The organism is Pseudomonas sp. PVC-3-1 (assembly GCF_057444315.1).
Genome location: NZ_CM172023.1, coordinates 6,298,769 through 6,316,952, shown reverse-complemented (window position 1 = coordinate 6,316,952; position 18,184 = coordinate 6,298,769). Strand labels below are relative to the sequence as shown.

The 18,184-nt window shown below is 65.0% G+C and carries 18 protein-coding genes and 1 pseudogene; 13 read left to right on the top strand and 6 right to left on the bottom strand.

Annotated features, from left to right (window positions below):
• Positions 1 to 108: 108 nt before the first annotated feature.
• The 7 genes from mreC to tldD all read left to right on the top strand — a co-directional run bounded on the left by mreC (position 109) and on the right by tldD (position 10,091).
• Entirely contained in the window at positions 109 to 1,128 is a 1,020-nt protein-coding gene (mreC, locus tag AC2T4A_RS29130) for a rod shape-determining protein MreC (RefSeq protein ID WP_486742398.1), read from the top strand.
• On the top strand, positions 1,128 to 1,616 hold the full coding sequence (gene mreD, locus AC2T4A_RS29125; RefSeq protein WP_416744835.1) for a rod shape-determining protein MreD: 489 nt from the start codon (positions 1,128 to 1,130) through the stop codon (positions 1,614 to 1,616). The genes mreC and mreD overlap by 1 nt, the downstream gene beginning before the upstream one ends.
• A 60-nt stretch (positions 1,617 to 1,676) precedes the next feature.
• Positions 1,677 to 2,261 carry a Maf family protein gene (locus AC2T4A_RS29120; RefSeq protein WP_416744836.1) on the top strand — a complete coding sequence of 195 codons (585 nt, stop codon included), beginning with the start codon at positions 1,677 to 1,679 and terminating at the stop codon, positions 2,259 to 2,261.
• Positions 2,262 to 2,308: 47 nt separating this feature from the next.
• Positions 2,309 to 3,766, top strand: a complete 1,458-nt coding sequence (rng, locus tag AC2T4A_RS29115) for a ribonuclease G (RefSeq protein WP_088421210.1) — start codon at positions 2,309 to 2,311, stop codon at positions 3,764 to 3,766.
• A gap of 158 nt (positions 3,767 to 3,924) precedes the next feature.
• Positions 3,925 to 7,743 (top strand): YhdP family protein, encoded by a 3,819-nt coding sequence (locus tag AC2T4A_RS29110; RefSeq protein WP_486742397.1) that lies wholly within the window; start codon positions 3,925 to 3,927, stop codon positions 7,741 to 7,743.
• Positions 7,744 to 7,797: 54 nt separating this feature from the next.
• Positions 7,798 to 8,646 (top strand): carbon-nitrogen hydrolase family protein, encoded by an 849-nt coding sequence (locus AC2T4A_RS29105; RefSeq protein WP_486742396.1) that lies wholly within the window; start codon positions 7,798 to 7,800, stop codon positions 8,644 to 8,646.
• A 2-nt stretch (positions 8,647 to 8,648) separates the two neighbouring features.
• A complete protein-coding gene (gene tldD / locus AC2T4A_RS29100; RefSeq protein ID WP_486742395.1) occupies positions 8,649 to 10,091 on the top strand; it encodes a metalloprotease TldD in 1,443 nt (480 codons plus the stop codon).
• 40 nt (positions 10,092 to 10,131) lie between these two features.
• Here tldD and yjgA read toward each other — a convergent pair whose 3' ends face one another.
• Entirely contained in the window at positions 10,132 to 10,656 is a 525-nt protein-coding gene (gene yjgA, locus AC2T4A_RS29095; protein ID WP_239746551.1) for a ribosome biogenesis factor YjgA, read from the bottom strand.
• Between the two features lie 116 nt (positions 10,657 to 10,772).
• Here yjgA and pmbA point away from each other — a divergent pair, with 116 nt between their 5' ends.
• The 6 genes and pseudogenes from pmbA (at position 10,773) to AC2T4A_RS29065 (ending at position 14,622) form a co-directional block, all read left to right on the top strand.
• A complete protein-coding gene (gene pmbA / locus AC2T4A_RS29090) occupies positions 10,773 to 12,122 on the top strand; it encodes a metalloprotease PmbA (RefSeq protein WP_486742394.1) in 1,350 nt (449 codons plus the stop codon).
• 147 nt (positions 12,123 to 12,269) lie between these two features.
• A complete protein-coding gene (locus AC2T4A_RS29085; protein ID WP_416744840.1) occupies positions 12,270 to 12,485 on the top strand; it encodes a hypothetical protein in 216 nt (71 codons plus the stop codon).
• A gap of 7 nt (positions 12,486 to 12,492) precedes the next feature.
• Positions 12,493 to 12,573, top strand: a pseudogene (locus AC2T4A_RS29080) (hypothetical protein); the annotation flags it as partial.
• A 29-nt stretch (positions 12,574 to 12,602) separates the two neighbouring features.
• Complete coding sequence (locus AC2T4A_RS29075; RefSeq protein ID WP_478377293.1) at positions 12,603 to 13,052, top strand: hypothetical protein; 450 nt, start codon at positions 12,603 to 12,605, stop codon at positions 13,050 to 13,052.
• 27 nt (positions 13,053 to 13,079) lie between these two features.
• On the top strand, positions 13,080 to 13,706 hold the full coding sequence (locus AC2T4A_RS29070; protein WP_486742393.1) for a superoxide dismutase: 627 nt from the start codon (positions 13,080 to 13,082) through the stop codon (positions 13,704 to 13,706).
• 22 nt (positions 13,707 to 13,728) lie between these two features.
• The gene (locus AC2T4A_RS29065; protein WP_416744969.1) at positions 13,729 to 14,622 is read left to right on the top strand and encodes a ZIP family metal transporter; all 894 of its coding nucleotides are present in this window, start codon (positions 13,729 to 13,731) and stop codon (positions 14,620 to 14,622) included.
• A gap of 12 nt (positions 14,623 to 14,634) precedes the next feature.
• Here AC2T4A_RS29065 and AC2T4A_RS29060 read toward each other — a convergent pair whose 3' ends face one another.
• The 5 genes from AC2T4A_RS29060 to AC2T4A_RS29040 form a co-directional block, all read right to left on the bottom strand.
• Positions 14,635 to 14,907, bottom strand: a complete 273-nt coding sequence (locus AC2T4A_RS29060) for an HPr family phosphocarrier protein (RefSeq protein WP_081517453.1) — start codon at positions 14,905 to 14,907, stop codon at positions 14,635 to 14,637.
• Between the two features lie 34 nt (positions 14,908 to 14,941).
• Positions 14,942 to 15,799, bottom strand: a complete 858-nt coding sequence (gene rapZ, locus AC2T4A_RS29055) for an RNase adapter RapZ (RefSeq protein WP_416744843.1) — start codon at positions 15,797 to 15,799, stop codon at positions 14,942 to 14,944.
• Between the two features lie 2 nt (positions 15,800 to 15,801).
• The gene (gene ptsN / locus AC2T4A_RS29050) at positions 15,802 to 16,269 is read right to left on the bottom strand and encodes a PTS IIA-like nitrogen regulatory protein PtsN (RefSeq protein ID WP_037009823.1); all 468 of its coding nucleotides are present in this window, start codon (positions 16,267 to 16,269) and stop codon (positions 15,802 to 15,804) included.
• A 9-nt stretch (positions 16,270 to 16,278) separates the two neighbouring features.
• On the bottom strand, positions 16,279 to 16,587 hold the full coding sequence (gene hpf / locus AC2T4A_RS29045) for a ribosome hibernation-promoting factor, HPF/YfiA family (protein WP_017518151.1): 309 nt from the start codon (positions 16,585 to 16,587) through the stop codon (positions 16,279 to 16,281).
• 78 nt (positions 16,588 to 16,665) lie between these two features.
• Complete coding sequence (locus AC2T4A_RS29040; protein ID WP_416744844.1) at positions 16,666 to 18,168, bottom strand: RNA polymerase factor sigma-54; 1,503 nt, start codon at positions 18,166 to 18,168, stop codon at positions 16,666 to 16,668.
• Positions 18,169 to 18,184 lie beyond the last annotated feature (16 nt).

The following is an 18,184-nucleotide window of genomic DNA, read 5'->3' as shown; positions in this document are numbered from 1 at the left end:
GTTGACGTTTCGCCCGCACTGGTGAAACTTCAACCGACTTCGAACAGCTAGGAGCCGGTCATCAAACCGATATTCTCCAAAGGGCCCTCGCTGGGTGCGCGCCTGCTGGTGCTCGCTGTCCTGTCGGTCGCCTTGATGGTGGTCGATGCCCGCTTCGATTATCTGAAACCGGTACGCAGCCAGATGGGCCTCGTGCTGAGTCCTTTCTATGGCATTGCCGACTTCCCTGTTCGTGCCTGGGAAGGTGTGCGTGATCAGTTCACCAGCCGCAGCGAACTGCAGGCCGAGAACGAGCGCCTGAAGGCTGAGCAACTGCTGATGCAGCGCCGTCTGCAGAAGCTGGCCACCCTCACCGAACAGAACGTGCGCCTGCGCGAGTTGCTCAACTCCTCCGCGCTGGTCGATGACAAGGTGCTGGTGGGCGAGCTGATCGGCGTCGATCCCAACCCCTTCACCCAGCGCATCCTGATCGACAAGGGCGAGAAGGACGGCGTGTTCCAGGGCCAGCCGGTCCTCGATGCCAGCGGTCTGATGGGCCAGGTGGTCGAGGTCATGCCCTACACCGCGCGCGTGCTGCTGCTGACCGATACCACCCACAGCATTCCGGTGCAGGTGAACCGCAATGGCCTGCGCGCCATCGCCGTGGGCACTGGCAACCCGGAACGCCTGGAACTGCGTTACGTCGCCGATACCGCCGACATCAAGGAAGGCGACCTGCTGGTCAGCTCCGGCCTTGGTCAGCGCTTCCCGGCCGGCTATCCGGTAGCGGTGGTGAAGGAAGTGCTGCACGACACTGGTGGACCTTTCGCTACCATCCGCGCCGTGCCGACGGCCAAGATGAACCGCAGCCGCTACGTGCTGCTGGTGTTCAGCGACAGCCGTACCCCCGAGCAGCGCGCCACCGATGCCGCCGAAGCCCAGGCCGAGGCCGACCGCAAGGCCGCCGAGTCTGGCGCGCCGGCACAGCCGGCACCGGCAGCGCCTGGCGCTCCCGCCGCGCAGCCCCATGACGGCGCGCAGCCTGCCGCTCCTGCCGCACAGCCAGCCCATCCGGCCGGCACCAATGCTGCTGACCCGGCCGCACCTGGTGCGCCGGCATCGCACCCCGATGCCAGGGCTCGTCACTGATGGCTACCCAGGGTTCCAACAATGGCTGGGCCGTCTGGCTGACGCTGCTGCTGGCGCTGTTGCTGTCGGTGGCGCCTATGCCCAGCTTCATGGAGATCGGTCGCCCGCTGTGGCTGGCAATGTTCCTTACCTACTGGGTGCTCTATCTGCCGCACAAGGTCGGGATGCTCAGCGCCTGGGTGCTCGGCGTCGCCGAGGACGTGCTCTACGGCAGCCTGCTGGGGCAGAACGCGCTGATTCTGAGCCTGATCATCTGCCTGGTGCTCTCGTTGCATCAGCGCCTGCGCATGTTCCCTATCTGGCAGCAATGCCTGGTGTTGCTGGTGGTCTTCGGCCTCGCGCAACTGGTCCAGCTGTGGATCAGCGCCCTGACCGGCAACCGCCCGCCGACCCTGGTGTTCCTCCTGCCGGCACTGGTCAGTGCCCTGCTCTGGCCCTGGGTCTACACCTTGCTGCGGGCCCTGCGGCTGCGCCTGAACATCAACTGATCGCCCCTTTGCGGGTGAATCACCGGGCTCGCGCTACGCGGGCCCGCTTCGGAGTCTCTGATGGCCCAGCTGTACCTCGCCTCCAGTTCGCCGCGTCGCCGCGAACTGCTCACCCAGATCGGCCTGCCGTTCCACATAGTGCCCGCGTCCATCGATGAAACGCCCGAGTCCGGCGAGTCGGCGCTCGCCTATGTCGAACGCCTGGCGCGCAGCAAGGCGCTGGCCGGGCTGAATTTCCTCGCCCAGCGCGCCGACGTCTGTGTGCTTGGCGCCGATACCGCCGTGGTGCTGGACGGCCGTATCCTCGGCAAGCCGGTGGACCGCGACGACGCCCTGGCCATGCTGCAGGCGCTGTCCGGCCGCGAGCACGAGGTGCTGACCGCCGTGGCGGTGGCCGACCGTGACCGCTGCGAGGCGCGCGTGGTCAGCAGCCGGGTGACCTTCCGCGAGGTTCACGCCGAGGAAGCCGAGCGCTACTGGGAGACCGGCGAACCCCAGGATAAAGCAGGTGGCTATGCTATCCAGGGCCTCGCGGCGATCTTCGTCAGCCGCGTAGAGGGCAGCTACAGCGCCGTGGTCGGCCTGCCTTTGTGTGAAACCGCGGCATTGCTGGCTGACTTCTCCATCGCCAGCTGGCAGTCTTGATCGGAAAATAGCGCTGGCACGACTCCGGGCGCGATAAGGAAGGGCGCATGAGCGAAGAGATCCTGATCAATATCACGCCGATGGAATCGCGCGTGGCGGTGGTGGAGAACGGCGTCCTGCAGGAAGTCCATGTCGAGCGCACGTTGCGCCGCGGGATCGTCGGCAACATCTACAAGGGCAAGGTCGTGCGCGTGCTTCCGGGCATGCAGGCGGCTTTCGTCGATGTCGGGCTGGAGCGAGCGGCATTCATCCACGCGGCGGAGATTTCCACCCGCGAGGGCAGCGCCGTGGAGAGCATTGGCGCGCTGGTGCACGAAGGGCAGAGCCTGGTGGTGCAGGTCACCAAGGACCCGATCGGCACCAAGGGCGCGCGGTTGACCACGCACCTGTCGATCCCCTCGCGCTACCTGGTCTACATGCCGCGCACCAGCCATGTCGGCATTTCCCTGAAGATCGAGGACGAACACGAGCGCGAGCGCCTCAAGCAGGTGGTCGCCAAGTGCGTTGAGGCTGAGGGCATCGTCGAGCGCGGCGGCTTCATCCTGCGTACCGCTGCCGAGGGCGCCGGCGAGGACGAGATCCTCGCCGACATCCGCTACCTGCGCCGTCTCTGGGACCAGATCGACGCGCAGATCCAGACCGTCGGCGCGCCGACGATGATCTACGAAGACCTGTCCCTGGCCCTGCGCACCCTGCGTGATCTGGTGAATCCGCGCATCGAGAAGATTCGCGTCGATTCCCGGGAGAACTTCCAGAAGATCACGCAGTTCGTCGAAGAACTGATGCCGGAAATCGCTGACCGCCTGGAGCACTACCCTGGCGAGCGGCCGATCTTTGACCTCTACGGGGTCGAAGACGAGGTGCAGAAGGCGCTTGAGCGCAAGGTGCTGCTCAAGTCCGGCGGTTACCTGATCATCGACCCGACCGAGGCGATGACCACCATCGACGTGAACACCGGCGCGTTCGTTGGCCACCGCAACCTCGAAGAAACCATCTTCAAGACCAACCTCGAGGCGGCCACCGCCATTGCCCGCCAGCTGCGCCTGCGTAACCTGGGCGGGATCATCATCATCGACTTCATCGACATGGAAGACGAAGAGCACCGCCGCCAGGTCCTGCGGACTCTGGAAAAGCAGCTCGAACGCGACCATGCCAAGACCAACATCATCGGCATCACCGAACTGGGCCTGGTGCAGATGACCCGCAAGCGCACCCGCGAAAGCCTGGTGCAGGTGCTCTGCGAGCCCTGCCCAAGCTGCCAGGGCCGCGGCATGCTGAAGACCCCCGAGACCATCTGCTACGAGATATTCCGCGAGATCCTCCGCGAGGCTCGGGCCTACCAGGCCGATTCCTACCTGGTGCTGGCCAACCAGAAGGTGGTGGACCGACTGCTGGACGAGGAGTCTGGCAATGTCGCCGATCTGGAGTTGTTCATCGGCCGTCCCATCAAGTTCCAGGTCGAGGCCATGTACTCCCAGGAGCAGTACGACGTTGTCCTGCTTTGAGCGGCGGGTCGCACGACGTGGGCTTTGTGCAATCGGCCGCTCTGCAATGGGGTATTTTGGAGCTTTGTCTGACGCACACTGTCAGACCAGGTTCGACCTTGCGTGGCTGGGAGGCCGCTAGATGACCCTTCGCTTCACTTCACAGGTAGCCGGCTGACATGGAGCGCGCCGGCCACCTGTTCGCCACTTCCCTGCGCATCGTCCTGGGCCTTCTGGCGCTGGGGCTGGTGTTGCTCGCGCTATACGTCAGCCTTGGCCGGCAACTGGTGCCTCTGGTGGCGGAGTACCGCGACGAACTCGCGCAGAAGGCCAGTGAGCAACTGGGCCTGCCGGTGGCCATCGGTGCGCTCGAAGGGCACTGGCATGCCTTCAGCCCGATCATCGTGGTGCGCGACATCCAGTTGGGCGAGGGCAATGACTCGCTGCGCCTGGAGCGTGTACGGCTGACGCCGGACATCCTTGGCAGCGTGATGGCGCGTCAACCGCGCGTCGATGCCCTGGAGTTGGAAGGCCTGCACCTGACCCTGCGCGAGGACGAGGAAGGCAAGTGGCACGCCGACGGCCTGCCGAGCCGTGGCGGCGACACCGATCCGCGCAAGCTCATCGACCTGCTGCTGACTCCGCGTCGCCTGTCTTTGATGGACAGCCAACTGACCGTGTTGCCGCAGCAGGCCAATCCTCTGTCGCTGAACTACGTCGGCATGACCCTGCGCAGCGGCAGCCGTCAGCGCCTGGAAGCTCGCCTCAGCCTGCCCGGTGGTGAGCCAGTGGCGGCGCGTCTGGAAACCCGCCTGAACCGTGACGACTGGGCGAAAAGCTCGGCTCAGCTGTATCTCAGCCTGCCTCAGGCCGATTGGGCGAAATGGCTGCCCGAGCGCCTCACTGGCGCCTGGAAACTCTCCCAGGCCAAGGCCGGTGGCGAATTCTGGGCGACTATCGACCAGGGCGTGCCGGTTTCCGCGGTAGCGCGTCTGAATGCGCCGAAGATCGAGGCCGCGCTGGCCGGGCGCAAGCCGGTCAGTCTGAGCGATCTGGGTGTGGGCCTGTTCTTCCAGCGAAACGGTGACGATTTTGATCTGCGCGTCGCCGATCTGGCGGCGAACATCGGTGATACCCGCTGGGGTGAGGTGGAGCTGGAACTGACTCGCCGAATGAAGGACGAGGAGCACTGGCAACTGCGTGCCGACCGCCTTGACCTGACTCCGCTGGGCCCGACCATCACCGCCCTGGCGCCGCTGCCGGACAAGGTCGTCGAATGGCTCGATGGCCTGAAGCCGAGCGGCGTGCTGCACAACGTGAATTTCGACTACTGGCCGCAGCGCGAGGGCGCCGAGCGCGTCGTCTATGCCACCAATCTGGAAAAGGTCGGTGTCAAAGCCTTCCATGATGTTCCCGCGGTGGCCAATGTCGACGGCACCTTGAGCGGCAACCTCGGCGGCGGCACGCTGGACGCCAACGCCCAGGACTTCATGCTGCACCTGGCCACGCTGTTCCCCGAACCCTGGCACTACCGCACCGCGCACACGCGGATGTTCTTCCAGCTCAACGACGAAGCCTTCACCCTTGGCAGCCACCTGATGCAGGTGGAGGGCGAGGAAGGCACCATCGCCGGCGACATGTTGATCCGCCTGATGCGCGACCCTGCGCAGGAGGACTACATGGACCTGCGCGTCGGCATGAGCCATGGCGACGCGCGCTTCACCAGCAAGTACCTGCCCACCGTGATCCCGCAGATGAGCAAGGACCTCGCCGCCTGGCTCAAGGGCTCCATCAAGAGCGGCCGCATCGAGCAGGGCTATTTCCTCTGGCAGGGCTCGCTGCAGAAGGGCTCGGCGCCCGAGGCCCATGCAATGAGCCTGTACTTCAAGGTCCACGACGGCGTGCTCGATTACCAGCCCGGCTGGCCAGGCCTGAGCAAGGCTGAGGGCGAGGTGCGTGTCGAGGATAGTGGCGTGAGCATCAATGCCACGAGCGGACAGATCCTCAATAGCCAGGTGCGCGATGTTTCGGTGGAGATACCCCATTCGAATCCGGGTGAAGTCGCCCACCTGCACGTGAACGGCGATATCGACAGCAACCTCGTCGACGGTCTGAAGATCCTCCAGGACTCGCCGATTGGCGCCACTCATACCTTTGCCGGCTGGGAAGGCAAGGGCGACCTGAACGGCCATCTCAATCTCGATATTCCCCTGGCCAAGGGCGAGGCGAGCAAGGCGCGGGTGATCGTCGATTTCGATACCGACAAGGCGCAGCTGAAGATCGCCAAGCCTGAACTGAACCTCGAACAGGTCAAGGGCAAGTTCCGTTATGACACCGACAGCGGCCTGAGCGGGCAGAACGTCTCCGCCCAGGTGCTTGGGGCCCGCGTTACCGGCAGCATTCGCGCCGAAGGTCGCAATGGCGATCCGCGTACCCGCGTGCTGGTGGCTGGCCAGGTGCCGGTAAAGACCCTGCTCGACTGGGGCAAGGTGCAGAAGCAGTTGCCGGTGGACGGGCGCGTTCCGTTCCAGCTCAACCTGCTGCTCGATGGCAAGGACAGCCAGTTGCAGGTCGCCTCGAACCTGCAGGGCGTCACCATCGACCTGCCGGCACCGCTGGGCAAGGCTGCGCAGGAAACCCGCGAAAGTGAGTGGCGCATGACCCTGGATGGTGCCGAGCGGCGCTACTGGGCGACCTATGGTGACCGTGCCAGCCTGGCCTACGCTGCACCGGCTGACCAGCCGCTCGCAGGCCGTGGCGTGCTGCGCCTGGGGGGCGATCCGGCCGTGCTGCCCAACTGGAATGGCGTTCAGGTGCGCGGCAAGGTCGATGAAGTCGATGCCGATGCCTGGATGGCGGTCGCGAAGAAGTACTCCAACACCGGTGTCGAAGGCGCTGCCGGGCTGCTGCGTGGCGCAGACTTGCAGATCGCTCGTTTCAAGGGCTTCGGCCAGACGCTGGACAACCTCACGCTGGACCTGACCCGCGTCGACAGCAACTGGCAGGTCGGGCTGGTCAGCTCGCTGGTCACCGGCAAGATCACCCTGCCTGACAGCAAGGTGAAGCCGATCCAGATCGCTCTGGACCGCATCGACCTGCCCAAGGGCGAGGCCATCGATTCCGCGAAGGCGGTCGAGCAGCCCGACCCGATGGCGAAGATCGACCCGCGCACCCTGCCACCGATGGACGTGACCATTCGCCAGGTGCTGAAGGCCGGCAAGCCGGTGGGCGCCTGGAGCTTCAATCTGCGCCCGACGCCGACCGGCGTGGGCTTCAACGATGTGAACCTGGACCTGCGCGGCCTCTCGGTGAAAGGCAACCTGCGCTGGGACGGTGTGGAAGCGAGCGCGCGCAGCACCTTCCAGGGCAAGCTCGAGGGCAAGAACCTGGGGGACGTGCTCAAGGCCTGGGACTTCGCGCCCAGCGTGACCAGCGAGCGCTTCAGTGTGGACATCAACGGCAACTGGCCGGGCTCGCCGGCGGCGCTGAACCTGCGGCGCTTCGGCGGAACCCTTGACGCCAGCCTGCGCAAGGGGCAGTTCGTCGAGGTGGAGGGAGGTGCCAACGCACTGCGGGTCTTCGGCCTGCTCAACTTCAACGCCATCAACCGCCGCCTGCGGCTGGACTTCTCCGATCTGCTCGGCAAGGGCCTGAGCTACGACCGCGTGAAGGGCGTGCTCACCGCCACCGACGGCGTCTTCTTTACCCGCGAGCCGCTGCGCCTGGATGGTCCGTCGAGCAACCTGGAACTCAACGGCACGCTGGACCTCGCCCACGATCAGATCGACGCCAAGCTGCTGGTGACCCTGCCGGTGACCAACAACCTGCCTCTGGCAGCGCTGATCGTCGGTGCGCCAGCCATCGGCGGTGCGTTGTTCGTGGTGGACAAGCTGCTGGGCGACAAGGTCGCGCGCTTTGCCAGCGTGCAGTACAGCGTGAAGGGCCCATGGCAGAGCCCGGCGATCACCTTCGAGAAACCCTTCGAAAAACCCCATTGAGCAGACTGTCCGGGCATCGGTTAGCATGAAACCCAGGCATTACCGGAGCTAGCCATGTCCATTGCCGTCATCCAGATGGTCAGCCAGGACGATGTCCTGGCCAATTTCACCGCCGCCCGTCGCCTGCTCGAGCAGGCCGCCGCGAGCGGCGCGCGTCTCGCCGTGCTGCCGGAAAACTTCGCCGCCATGGGCCGTCGTGACCTGGCGGACATCGGCCGCGCCGAAGCCCTTGGCGAAGGGCCCATCCTGCCCTGGTTGAAAAGCACCGCCCGCGACCTCAGGTTGTGGATAGTCGCCGGTACCCTGCCGCTGCCGCCTGAAGGCCAGCCGGACGCGAAGGCCAACGCCTGTTCATTGCTGGTGGACGAGCGCGGCGAAGTGGCGGCGCGCTACGACAAGCTGCACCTGTTCGACGTGGATGTCGCCGACGCCCGTGGCCGCTATCGCGAGTCGGACGACTACGCCTTCGGCCAGCACGTGGTGGTGGCGGATACGCCGGTCGGGCGCCTGGGGCTGACGGTCTGCTACGACCTGCGTTTCCCCGAGCTCTATACCGCGCTGCGCGAAGCCGGCGCTGAGCTGATCAGCGCCCCTTCGGCGTTTACCGCGGTGACCGGGGCGGCGCATTGGGAAATCCTCATCCGTGCCCGTGCCATCGAGACCCAGTGTTACCTGCTGGCGGCCGGGCAGGGCGGTACCCACCCCAAAGGACGGGAAACCTGGGGCCAGTCGGCCATTGTCGACCCCTGGGGGCGTATCCTCGCCGAACAGGCCAAGGGCGAGGCGGTGCTGCTGGCCGAGCGCGACAGCGAGGAACAGGCGGCGATCCGGCAGCGCATGCCGATTGCCCGGCACAGAAGATTTTTCCCGCCGGTCGAACCACGACCGGCGCGTACGGAGTGAATATGAGCGAACTGTTGTCATCCGTCAGTCAGCACCTGCTGGCCCCCGGTGGTCTGGATATCGACCAGCTGTCGCCGATCCTGCACGAGCTGAGCGGGCCCGGCATCGACGCCGCCGATCTTTACTTCCAGAGCCAGGTCTCCGAGTCCTGGATGCTGGAGGACGGCATCGTCAAGGAGGGCAGTTTCCACATGGACCAGGGCGTCGGCGTGCGCGCGCAGTCCGGCGAGAAGACCGGCTTCGCCTACAGCAACGCAATCAACCATGAGGCGCTGATCCAGGCCGCTCGCGCCGCTCGTTCGATTTCCCGCGCCGGGCAGAACGGCAAGGTGCAGGCCTTCAAGGCCGTGGTGCCGACGCGTCTGTATGCCGGCGAGAACCCGCTGGACGTGATGAGCCGCGCCGAGAAAGTGGAGCTGCTGCAGAAGATCGACGCCGCCACCCGCGCCCTCGACCCGCGCATCCAGCAGGTCACCGTCAGCCTCGCCGGTGTCTGGGATCAGGTGCTGATCGCCGCGGCGGACGGATCGTTGGCGGCGGACATCCGCCCGCTGGTGCGCTTCAACGTCAGCGTGATCGTCGAGCAGAACGGCCGCCGTGAGCGTGGTGGTCACGGCGGCGGCGGTCGTACCGACTACAAGTATTTCCTCCAGGAAGACCGCGCCATGAGCTACGCCCGCGAGGCGCTGCGCCAGGCCCTGGTCAACCTCGAAGCGGTTCCCGCGCCGGCCGGAAGCCTGCCGGTGGTGATGGGCGCTGGTTGGTCCGGCGTGCTGCTACATGAAGCCGTGGGCCACGGCCTGGAAGGCGACTTCAACCGCAAGGGCAGCTCGAACTACAGCGGTCGCATCGGCGAGAAGGTCGCTTCCAGCCTGTGCACCATCGTCGATGACGGCACCATCGCCGGCCGTCGCGGTTCGCTGTCGGTGGACGACGAAGGCACGCCAACCAACTACAACGTGCTGATCGAGAACGGCATCCTCAAGGGCTACATGCAGGACAAGCTCAACGCCCGCCTGATGGGCGTGGCGCGCACCGGCAACGGCCGTCGCGAGTCCTACGCGCACCTGCCGATGCCGCGCATGACCAACACCTACATGCTGGCCGGGCAGAGCGATCCCCAGGAAATCATCGCCAGCGTCGAGCGCGGCATCTACTGCGCAAACCTTGGCGGTGGCCAGGTGGACATCACCAGCGGCAAGTTCGTCTTCGCCACCAGCGAGGCCTACCTGATCGAGAACGGCAAGATCACTCGCCCGGTGAAGGGCGCGACCCTGATCGGCAACGGTCCGGAAGTGATGAGCCGGGTGTCCATGGTCGGCAACGACCTGGCGCTGGACAGCGGCGTGGGCACCTGCGGCAAGGACGGCCAGTCCGTGCCGGTGGGTGTCGGTCAGCCGACCCTGAAGATCGACGCGATCACCGTCGGCGGCACGGGCGCCTGAGGCCGTTGCCGGTGGGCCAGGAAGGGAAGGGCGCGGCCGCTCAGCGCAGGCCGCGTTTCATCTCGTCCAGCTCGCGGATGTACTTGAAGATCTTCCGCGCCGCGGCCGGAGGCTTGTTGTGAGCGGCCTCATGCTGGGCGTGGCGGATCAGCTGGAGCAGATGCTGACGGTCGCTTTCCGGGTATTCGCCGAAGAAGGCGGACAGCGCCGCGTCACCGCCGGTGATCAGGTGATCGCGCCAGCGCTCGAGGGCGTGGAAGCGTTCGTTGTACTGGCGGGTCGAAGTGTCTACCTGTTCCAGCAGGGCGAGGATGGCCTCGACGTCCTGGTCGCGCATCAGCTTGCCGATGAACTGCCGGTGGCGTTTCTTGGCGGCGTTGGCCTTGTGCTTGGGCGCTTCTTCCAGTGCGCGGCGCAGCGGATCGGTGAGCGGCATGCGGTCGAGCATGTCGGCCTTGAGCGTGGTCAGGCGCTCGCCGAGCTCCTGCAGTGCGTGCATTTCGCGTTTTACTTGCGACTTGCTCTTCTCATCGAAGGACGAGTCGTCATCGTGAATTTCAGCCATGGCGGGGGTCTCGTTGAAAACGCCGCCATGATAACGAGTCAGGGGCCGCTTGTCCGGCCCGCGCCGGTTGCCGCCGCCTGATGGCGGGGCCGGACCATGAACAGGAGAGGCATGCAATGAGCGAACACAACCCGGCAGTGAGCCCGGAGGTCCTTCCCGAACTGCGCGAGCAGGTCGAGCGGATCATCGCCGAGGCCACCCGGCAGGGCGCCAGCGCCTGCGAGGTGGCGGTATCGGTGGAGCAGGGGCTGTCCACCTCGGTGCGCCAGGGGGAAGTCGAGACCGTCGAGTTCAACCGCGACCAGGGCTTTGGCATTACCCTCTACGTCGGCCAGCGCAAGGGCTCGGCGAGCACCTCGGCGACCGGCGCGGACGCTATCCGCGAGACCGTGGCGGCGGCATTGGCGATCGCCAAGCACGCTTCCGAAGACGATTGTGCCGGCCTGGCTGACCCGGCGCTGATGGCCCGTGACCTGCCGGACCTGGACCTGTACCACGGTTGGTCGATCACCCCCGACCAGGCCATCGAGCGCGCACTGGCCTGCGAGGCCGCGGCTTTTGCCACTGACAAACGTGTCACCAAAGCCGACGGCACTACGCTGAACACCCACCAGGGTTGTCGCGTCTACGGCAACAGCCACGGCTTTGTCGGTGGCTATGCCAGCACCCGTCATAGCCTCAGCTGCGTGATGATCGCCGAAGGCGAAGGGCAGATGCAGCGCGACTACTGGTACGACGTGAATCGTCGCGGCGAGTTGCTGGCCACCCCTGAATCCATCGGCCGTCGTGCTGCAGAACGTGCCGCCAGCCGCCTGGGCGCGCGCCCGGTGCCGACTGCCGAAGTCCCCGTGCTATTCGCCCCGGAAGTTGCCGTGGGCCTGTTCGGCCACTTCCTCGGCGCCATCTCCGGCGGCAGCCTGTACCGCAAGTCGTCCTTCCTTGAGGGCGCGCTGGGTCAGCGACTGTTCCCGGAATGGCTGACCCTGGATGAGCGGCCGCTGCTGCGCGGCGCGCTGGGCAGTGCCTCGTTCGACAACGATGGCCTGGCGACCTATGCCAAGCCCTTCGTGGAAGGCGGCGAGCTGGTTTCCTATGTGCTGGGCACCTATTCCGGGCGCAAGCTGGGCATGCCCAGCACGGCCAACTCCGGCGGCGTGCACAACCTGTTCGTCAGCCATGGCGACGAGGACCAGGCCGCCCTGATCCGCCGCATGGGCCGTGGCCTGCTGGTCACCGAGCTGATGGGGCAGGGTGTCAACCTGGTGACCGGCGACTACTCGCGTGGCGCAGGCGGCTACTGGGTGGAGAACGGCGAAATCCAGTTCCCGGTACAGGAAGTCACCATCGCCGCCAACCTGCGCGACCTGTTCCGCAACATCATCGCCATCGGTAACGACGTGGAGTATCGCGGCAATCTGCACACCGGCTCCGTGCTCATCGAAAAGATGATGGTCGCCGGCAACTGATCCCCTCGCCGCGGCCCGCTGGCCGCGGCTTCCAGCCCTTCCTCGACTCATTCTCCAGGCAGGCCATCCAGCGCATTGCGTCAGGCAGGCTTGTTTTTTGGATTTTCGCAAACAATAATAAATCTCATTATCGATTGAGGGATTGCCATGTTTGCCGAAGTCGACAGCTCGATCACTGACCGCTGGTACCTGCTGGGCACTCGCATCCGCTGCGCCCTGGAGCCGAACGAACCGCGGCTGGTCGAGCAGTACATCGGCGAGGCGCGCTACCTGGCGGCGTGGGAACCGGTGCCGGCCTGGCGCCTGTTCGAAAAGTGCTTCCAGCTGTTGCTCGACAGCAGCCGTGGCCGATGTTGCGCTTGAGTTCTCTGCTCTAAAGGGCATCGATCTGGACCGCGCTCGTCTCGAGCAACTGCTCAATCCCGAGAAGCTCACCGCCGGCGGACTCTGACTCCGCCCCACCCGCTGGAGGAACCTGCCATGCGTCATTGGCAACGCACCATCGAACTGGGCAACCGCTGCTTCATTCGTAACGAGTTGATCGATGCCCGTGAGCATTACCTCCACGCGCTGGCGCTGGCCCAGGTCCTGCTGGACCGCTGGCACGATCCCGAGGAAGCGGTGATGGCCTTCGTCATCTCTCATCACAACCTCGGCGACCTGCACCTGCAGTTGGGCCAGCCGGAGGAAACCGCCGAGTACCTGTGCGCCTGCCACGAGCGCCTGCTGGTGCTGGGCGAGGACCTGCGCAAATGCTCGGACCTGCGCGCAGCGGCTGTGCAGCACAGCCGTCGCACCTACGTCGAGCTGCTCAATTTCATCGGCGAGCACGGCACCTATCCGCGCACCCAGCGCCTGCTGCGCCGCCAGGGGGCGGTCGAACTGCGCCCGGGCCTGTTCACTGCCGTGCATTCGATGCGCTACCACTGACGTCCGATACGAACCGGAGGAACCAAGATGCCTCACATCCTGCCTGCCTTGCCGTACGCCTACGATGCGCTGGAGCCGCACATCGATGCGCAGACCATGGAAATCCATCACAGCAAGCACCACCAGACCTACATCAACAATCTGAACGCCGCACTGGAAGGCTCGGCGTTAGTGGAGGTTCCGGTGGAGGAGTTGCTGGGGAGCCTTGATCGCCTGCCTGAGGCATTGCGCGCTCCGGTGATCAACAACGGCGGTGGCCACGCCAACCACTCGCTGTTCTGGACCGTCATGGCGCCGGATGGTGGCGGTCTGCCACAGGACGAGTTGCGTCAGGCCATCGATGCGGAACTGGGCGGCTACGACGCCTTCTGCCTGGCCTTCACCAAGGCTGCGCTGACCCGTTTCGGCAGCGGCTGGGCGTGGTTGACCGTCAACCCGCAGGGCAAGCTGCAGGTGGAGAGCACCGGCAACCAGGACAGCCCGCTGATGCAGGGCAATCAGCCGATCCTCGGGCTGGATGTCTGGGAGCATGCCTACTACTTGCGCTATCAGAACCGTCGGCCGGAATACATTGCCGCTTTCTACAACGTCGTCGCCTGGCCTGAAGTGCTTCGTCGTTACCGTCTGGCGCTGCAGGCGCGGGGAAAAGGATGAAACCGAAGGTCACCCCATGCGTCTGATCGTGCAGAGTCTGCGTGAAAGCGGAGGGCGTAATTTGCGCTGGTTGCTGGGGCTGAGCATCGTCCTTGGCGGCGGTGTGCTCGTGGTCCAGCACCTGATGCTGCTGGCACGCCTGGCGTTGTCGGCACCGATGTACCTGGCACTGCATGGCGGCATGCTGTGCGCCCTTGGCACTGCCCTGGGCGCTTTGCCTGTGCTGCTGGTGCGCAGCATGCCGGCTCGGATTGCGGACGCCATGCTCGGCTTTGGCGCCGGGGTGATGCTGGCGGCCACTGCATTTTCGCTGCTGCTCCCCGCGCTGGAGGCGGCGCAAGCGGGCGGACGGTCCACCTGGCTCGCGTCGCTGCTGGTCAGTCTGGGCCTGGCGCTGGGCGCATTCGGCCTGGCGGTGTTCGGCCGGGTGCTCGAAGACGCCCAGACAAATATCCAGGGCGCAGCCGAGGGCAAAGTACCGGCGCGTATCCTGCTCTTCGTCGCCGCTATCGTCCTGCACAACATTCCCGAGGGCATGGCCGTGGGCGTTGCCGCTGGCGGAGAAGTGCAGGGCGCCAGTGGTCTCGCGCTGGGTATCGCGCTGCAGGATGTACCGGAAGGGCTGGCGATCGCGCTGGTGCTGGCAGGAGCTGGGGTGTCACGTGGCAAGGCAGCGCTGGCCGGGGCGGCCTCAGGGCTGGTGGAGCCGTTGTTCGCGGTGCTCTGCGCCTGGCTGATCGGCATCTCGCGGATGTTCCTGCCCTGGGGGCTGGCCGCGGCGGCGGGTGCGATGCTCTATGTGGTGGTGCGCGAGATCATTCCCGAGTCACAGCGGCGCGGTCATGCGGCGCAGGCCACCCAGTGGCTGATCATCGGCTTCTGTCTGATGATGGTGCTGGATACGTCGCTAGGCTGAAGGCCTGGCGCGTCACTCGCCTTCGTCGAAGTAGTTGTTGATCAGGTCGACCAGCGCCTTGATCGCTTCGTCTTCCTGCTCGCCCTCGGCAGCGAGATGCAGATTGGTGCCCTTGCCGGCGGCCAGCATCATCACGGCCATGATGCTCTTGCCGTCTACCGTGCTCTCGGGGTTGCGGCCCACGCGAACCTGACAGGGGAAACGCCCTGCGACGCCGACGAATTTGGCCGCCGCACGGGCGTGCAGGCCAAGCTTGTTGATGATGGTGACTTCGAGGGCGGGCATCGCGAGGGGCTGTCCTTTTGTTGTCTGTCGCTGCTTAGCTCAGGTCGCGGTGGCGAATCTGCACGTTGGTGAGGCTTTCCTTGAGGGCTTGGCCGATCCGCTCGGCCAGGTAGGTCGAGCGGTGCTGGCCACCGGTACAGCCGATGGCGATGGTGACATAGGCCCGGTTGCTCGCGGCGAAGCGCGGCAGCCATTTGTTCAGGTAGCCGAGGATATCCTGGTACATCTCCTCGACATCAGGTTGCGCCGCCAGGTATTCCTGGACTTCAACATCGAGCCCGGTGTGCTCGCGCAACTCGGGCTTCCAGTAGGGGTTGGGCAGGCAGCGCACGTCGAACACCAGGTCGGCGTCCACCGGCATGCCGCGCTTGAAGCCGAAGGATTCGACCAGGAAGGCGGTGCCCAGTTCGGGCTTGTTCAGTAGGCGCAGCTTGAGCACGTCGCGCAGCTGATAGAGGTTCAGGTTGGTGGTGTTGAGCTTGAGATCGGCCAGATCGGCAATCGGCGCCAGCAGGTGCGATTCGTCGGCGATGGCTTCGGCCAGCGAACGACTGTCGCTGGTCAGCGGGTGGCGGCGGCGAGTCTCGGAAAAGCGTTTGAGCAGCGTTTCGTCATCGGCATCGAGGTACAGCACGTCGCACTGGATGTGCTTGTCGCGGGCTTCCTGCAACAGCTCGGGGAAGCGCTGCAGCTGGCTGGGCAGGTTGCGAGCGTCGATGGAGACGGCGACCTGGGGGTGCAGCAGTTCGGTGTGCAGCAGCGCGCGCTGGGCCAGGTCCGGGAGGAGGCTGGCCGGCAGGTTGTCGATGCAGTAGAAACCGTTGTCCTCGAGCACGTTGAGCGCGGTGCTCTTGCCCGAGCCGGATCTTCCACTGACGATGATCAGGCGCATGATCAGTGCCCGTTGTTCTGGAAGTCCACGACGATCCGGTACAGGTCCTCGCCGTTGGCGGCGTGACGCAGGCGGTCGCGGACGTCGGAGCGGTCGAGCATGGAGGCGATCTGCCGCAGCAGTTCCAGGTGCTCCTCGGTGGCCGCTTCCGGCACCAGCAGCACGAACACCAGATCCACCGGCGCACCGTCGAGGGCGTCGAAGTCTACCGGGTGGTCAAGGTGCAGGATGGCGCTGATCGGCGACTGGCAGCCGGGGAGGCGGCAGTGCGGAATGGCGATGCCATTGCCGAAGCCGGTGGAGCCCAGGCGTTCCCGGGCCACCAGGCTGTCGAAGATGTCTTGGGAATCGAAACCCGGCAGCTCGCGAGCCACCAGGTTGGCGATTTGTTCGAGGACACGTTTCTTGCTGCCTCCCGGCACGTTCACGAGGGAACGGCCGGGGGTCAGGATTTGCTCAAGTCGGATCATAGGGAGGGGTTAACGGACGCCAACACCTTGCTGGCGTTCGAGGTATTTTTCCTTGTGCTTGATCAGTTGGCGGTCGAGCTTGTCGGTGAGCAGGTCGATGGCCGCGTACATGTCTTCATGTTCGGCGCAGGCCACCACTTCGCCACCGGCGATGTGGAGGGTGGCTTCAATTTTCTGCTTCAGCTTCTCGACCTCCATGATGACCTGAACATTGGTGATCTTGTCGAAGTGGCGCTCCAGTCGGCCAAGTTTCTCGCCGACATAGTCGCGCAGGGCGTCGGTCACATCCAGTTGATGTCCACTGATGTTGACTTGCATACCGCTTTCTCCTTATTGCCCGTGTGTAAGTGGCAGGTTATGGGGCCTGCCGCCGGAACACCTTGGCGTGGATCAACGTCACACCAGTCGCTTGCGCTCGCTCGAGGGAGAGATTCCTAGGGACTCCCGGTACTTGGCGACGGTACGACGTGCCACTTGAATGCCCTGTGCCTCCAGTAAACCAGCGATCTTGCTGTCACTCAATGGCTTTTTCGGACTTTCCGCCGCGACCAGTTTCTTGATGATTGCGCGGATCGCGGTGGACGAGCACTCGCCGCCTTCGGAGGTGCTGACGTGGCTGGAGAAGAAATACTTCAGCTCGAAGATGCCACGCGGCGTGTGCATGAATTTCTGCGTGGTGACACGGGAGATGGTCGATTCGTGCATGCCCACCGCCTCGGCGATGTCGTGCAGGACCAGCGGCTTCATCGCCTCTTCGCCGTATTCCAGGAAGCCGCGCTGGTGCTCGACGATCTGCGTCGCCACCTTCATCAGCGTTTCGTTGCGGCTCTGCAGGCTCTTGATGAACCAGCGCGCTTCCTGCAGCTGGTTGCGCATGAAGGTGTTGTCGGCGCTGGAGTCGGCGCGGCGTACCAGGCCCGCATACTGCGAGTTGACGCGCAGGCGCGGCACCGCTTCCTGGTTCAGCTCCACCAGCCAGCGCTCGTTGTGTTTGCGCACGATGACATCCGGGACCACGTATTCGGCTTCGCCGGATTCGATCTGCGAGCCCGGGCGCGGATGCAGCGACTGAATCAGCTCGATGGTCTCGCGCAGCTCGTCTTCCTTGAGCTTCATGCGGCGCATCAGTTGGCTGTAGTCGCGGCTGCCGAGCAGGTCCAGGTGATCACTGACCAGACGGATAGCCTCGGCCAGCAGGTAAGTCTTGGTGGGCAGCTGGCGCAGCTGCAGCAGCAGGCACTCGCGCAGGTTGCGTGCACCGACGCCAGCGGGTTCGAGCTGCTGTACGCGGCGCAGCACGACTTCCACTTCGTCCATCTCCACGCCCAGTTCCGGATCGATGGAGGCGAGGATGTCGTCGAGGGACTCGTCGAGGTAACCGTCGTCCGTGATGCCGTCGATGATGCTCAGGGCGATCAGGCGGTCGGTATCGGACATCGGCAGGAGGTTGAGCTGCCACAGCAGATGGCTCTGCAGGCTTTCGCCGGCTGAGGTGCGGGAGGTGAAGTCCCACTCGTCGTCATCGTTACTGGGCAGGCTGCTGGCGCTGGTCTGGTAGATGTCTTCCCAGGCAGTGTCTACAGGCAGCTCGTTGGGGATGCGCTCGGCCCACTGGTCCTCATCGAGGCTGTCGGCATTGGGCGTTGTGCTTTCCTGGAAATTGTCCTGGGAGCTGCTGGTGGTGCCGTTGGCGCCTGACTCGGCGCCGTCCGCCATGGGGTCGCTGTTGTCGTAATCCTCGCCTTCTTCCTGGCGCTCCAGCATCGGGTTGGACTCCAGGGCTTCCTGGATTTCCTGTTGGAGGTCCAGCGTGGAGAGCTGGAGCAGTCGGATGGCCTGTTGCAGCTGCGGGGTCATCGTCAGCTGCTGGCCCATCTTTAGGACTAGCGATGGTTTCATGGCTGGAACTAGGCAC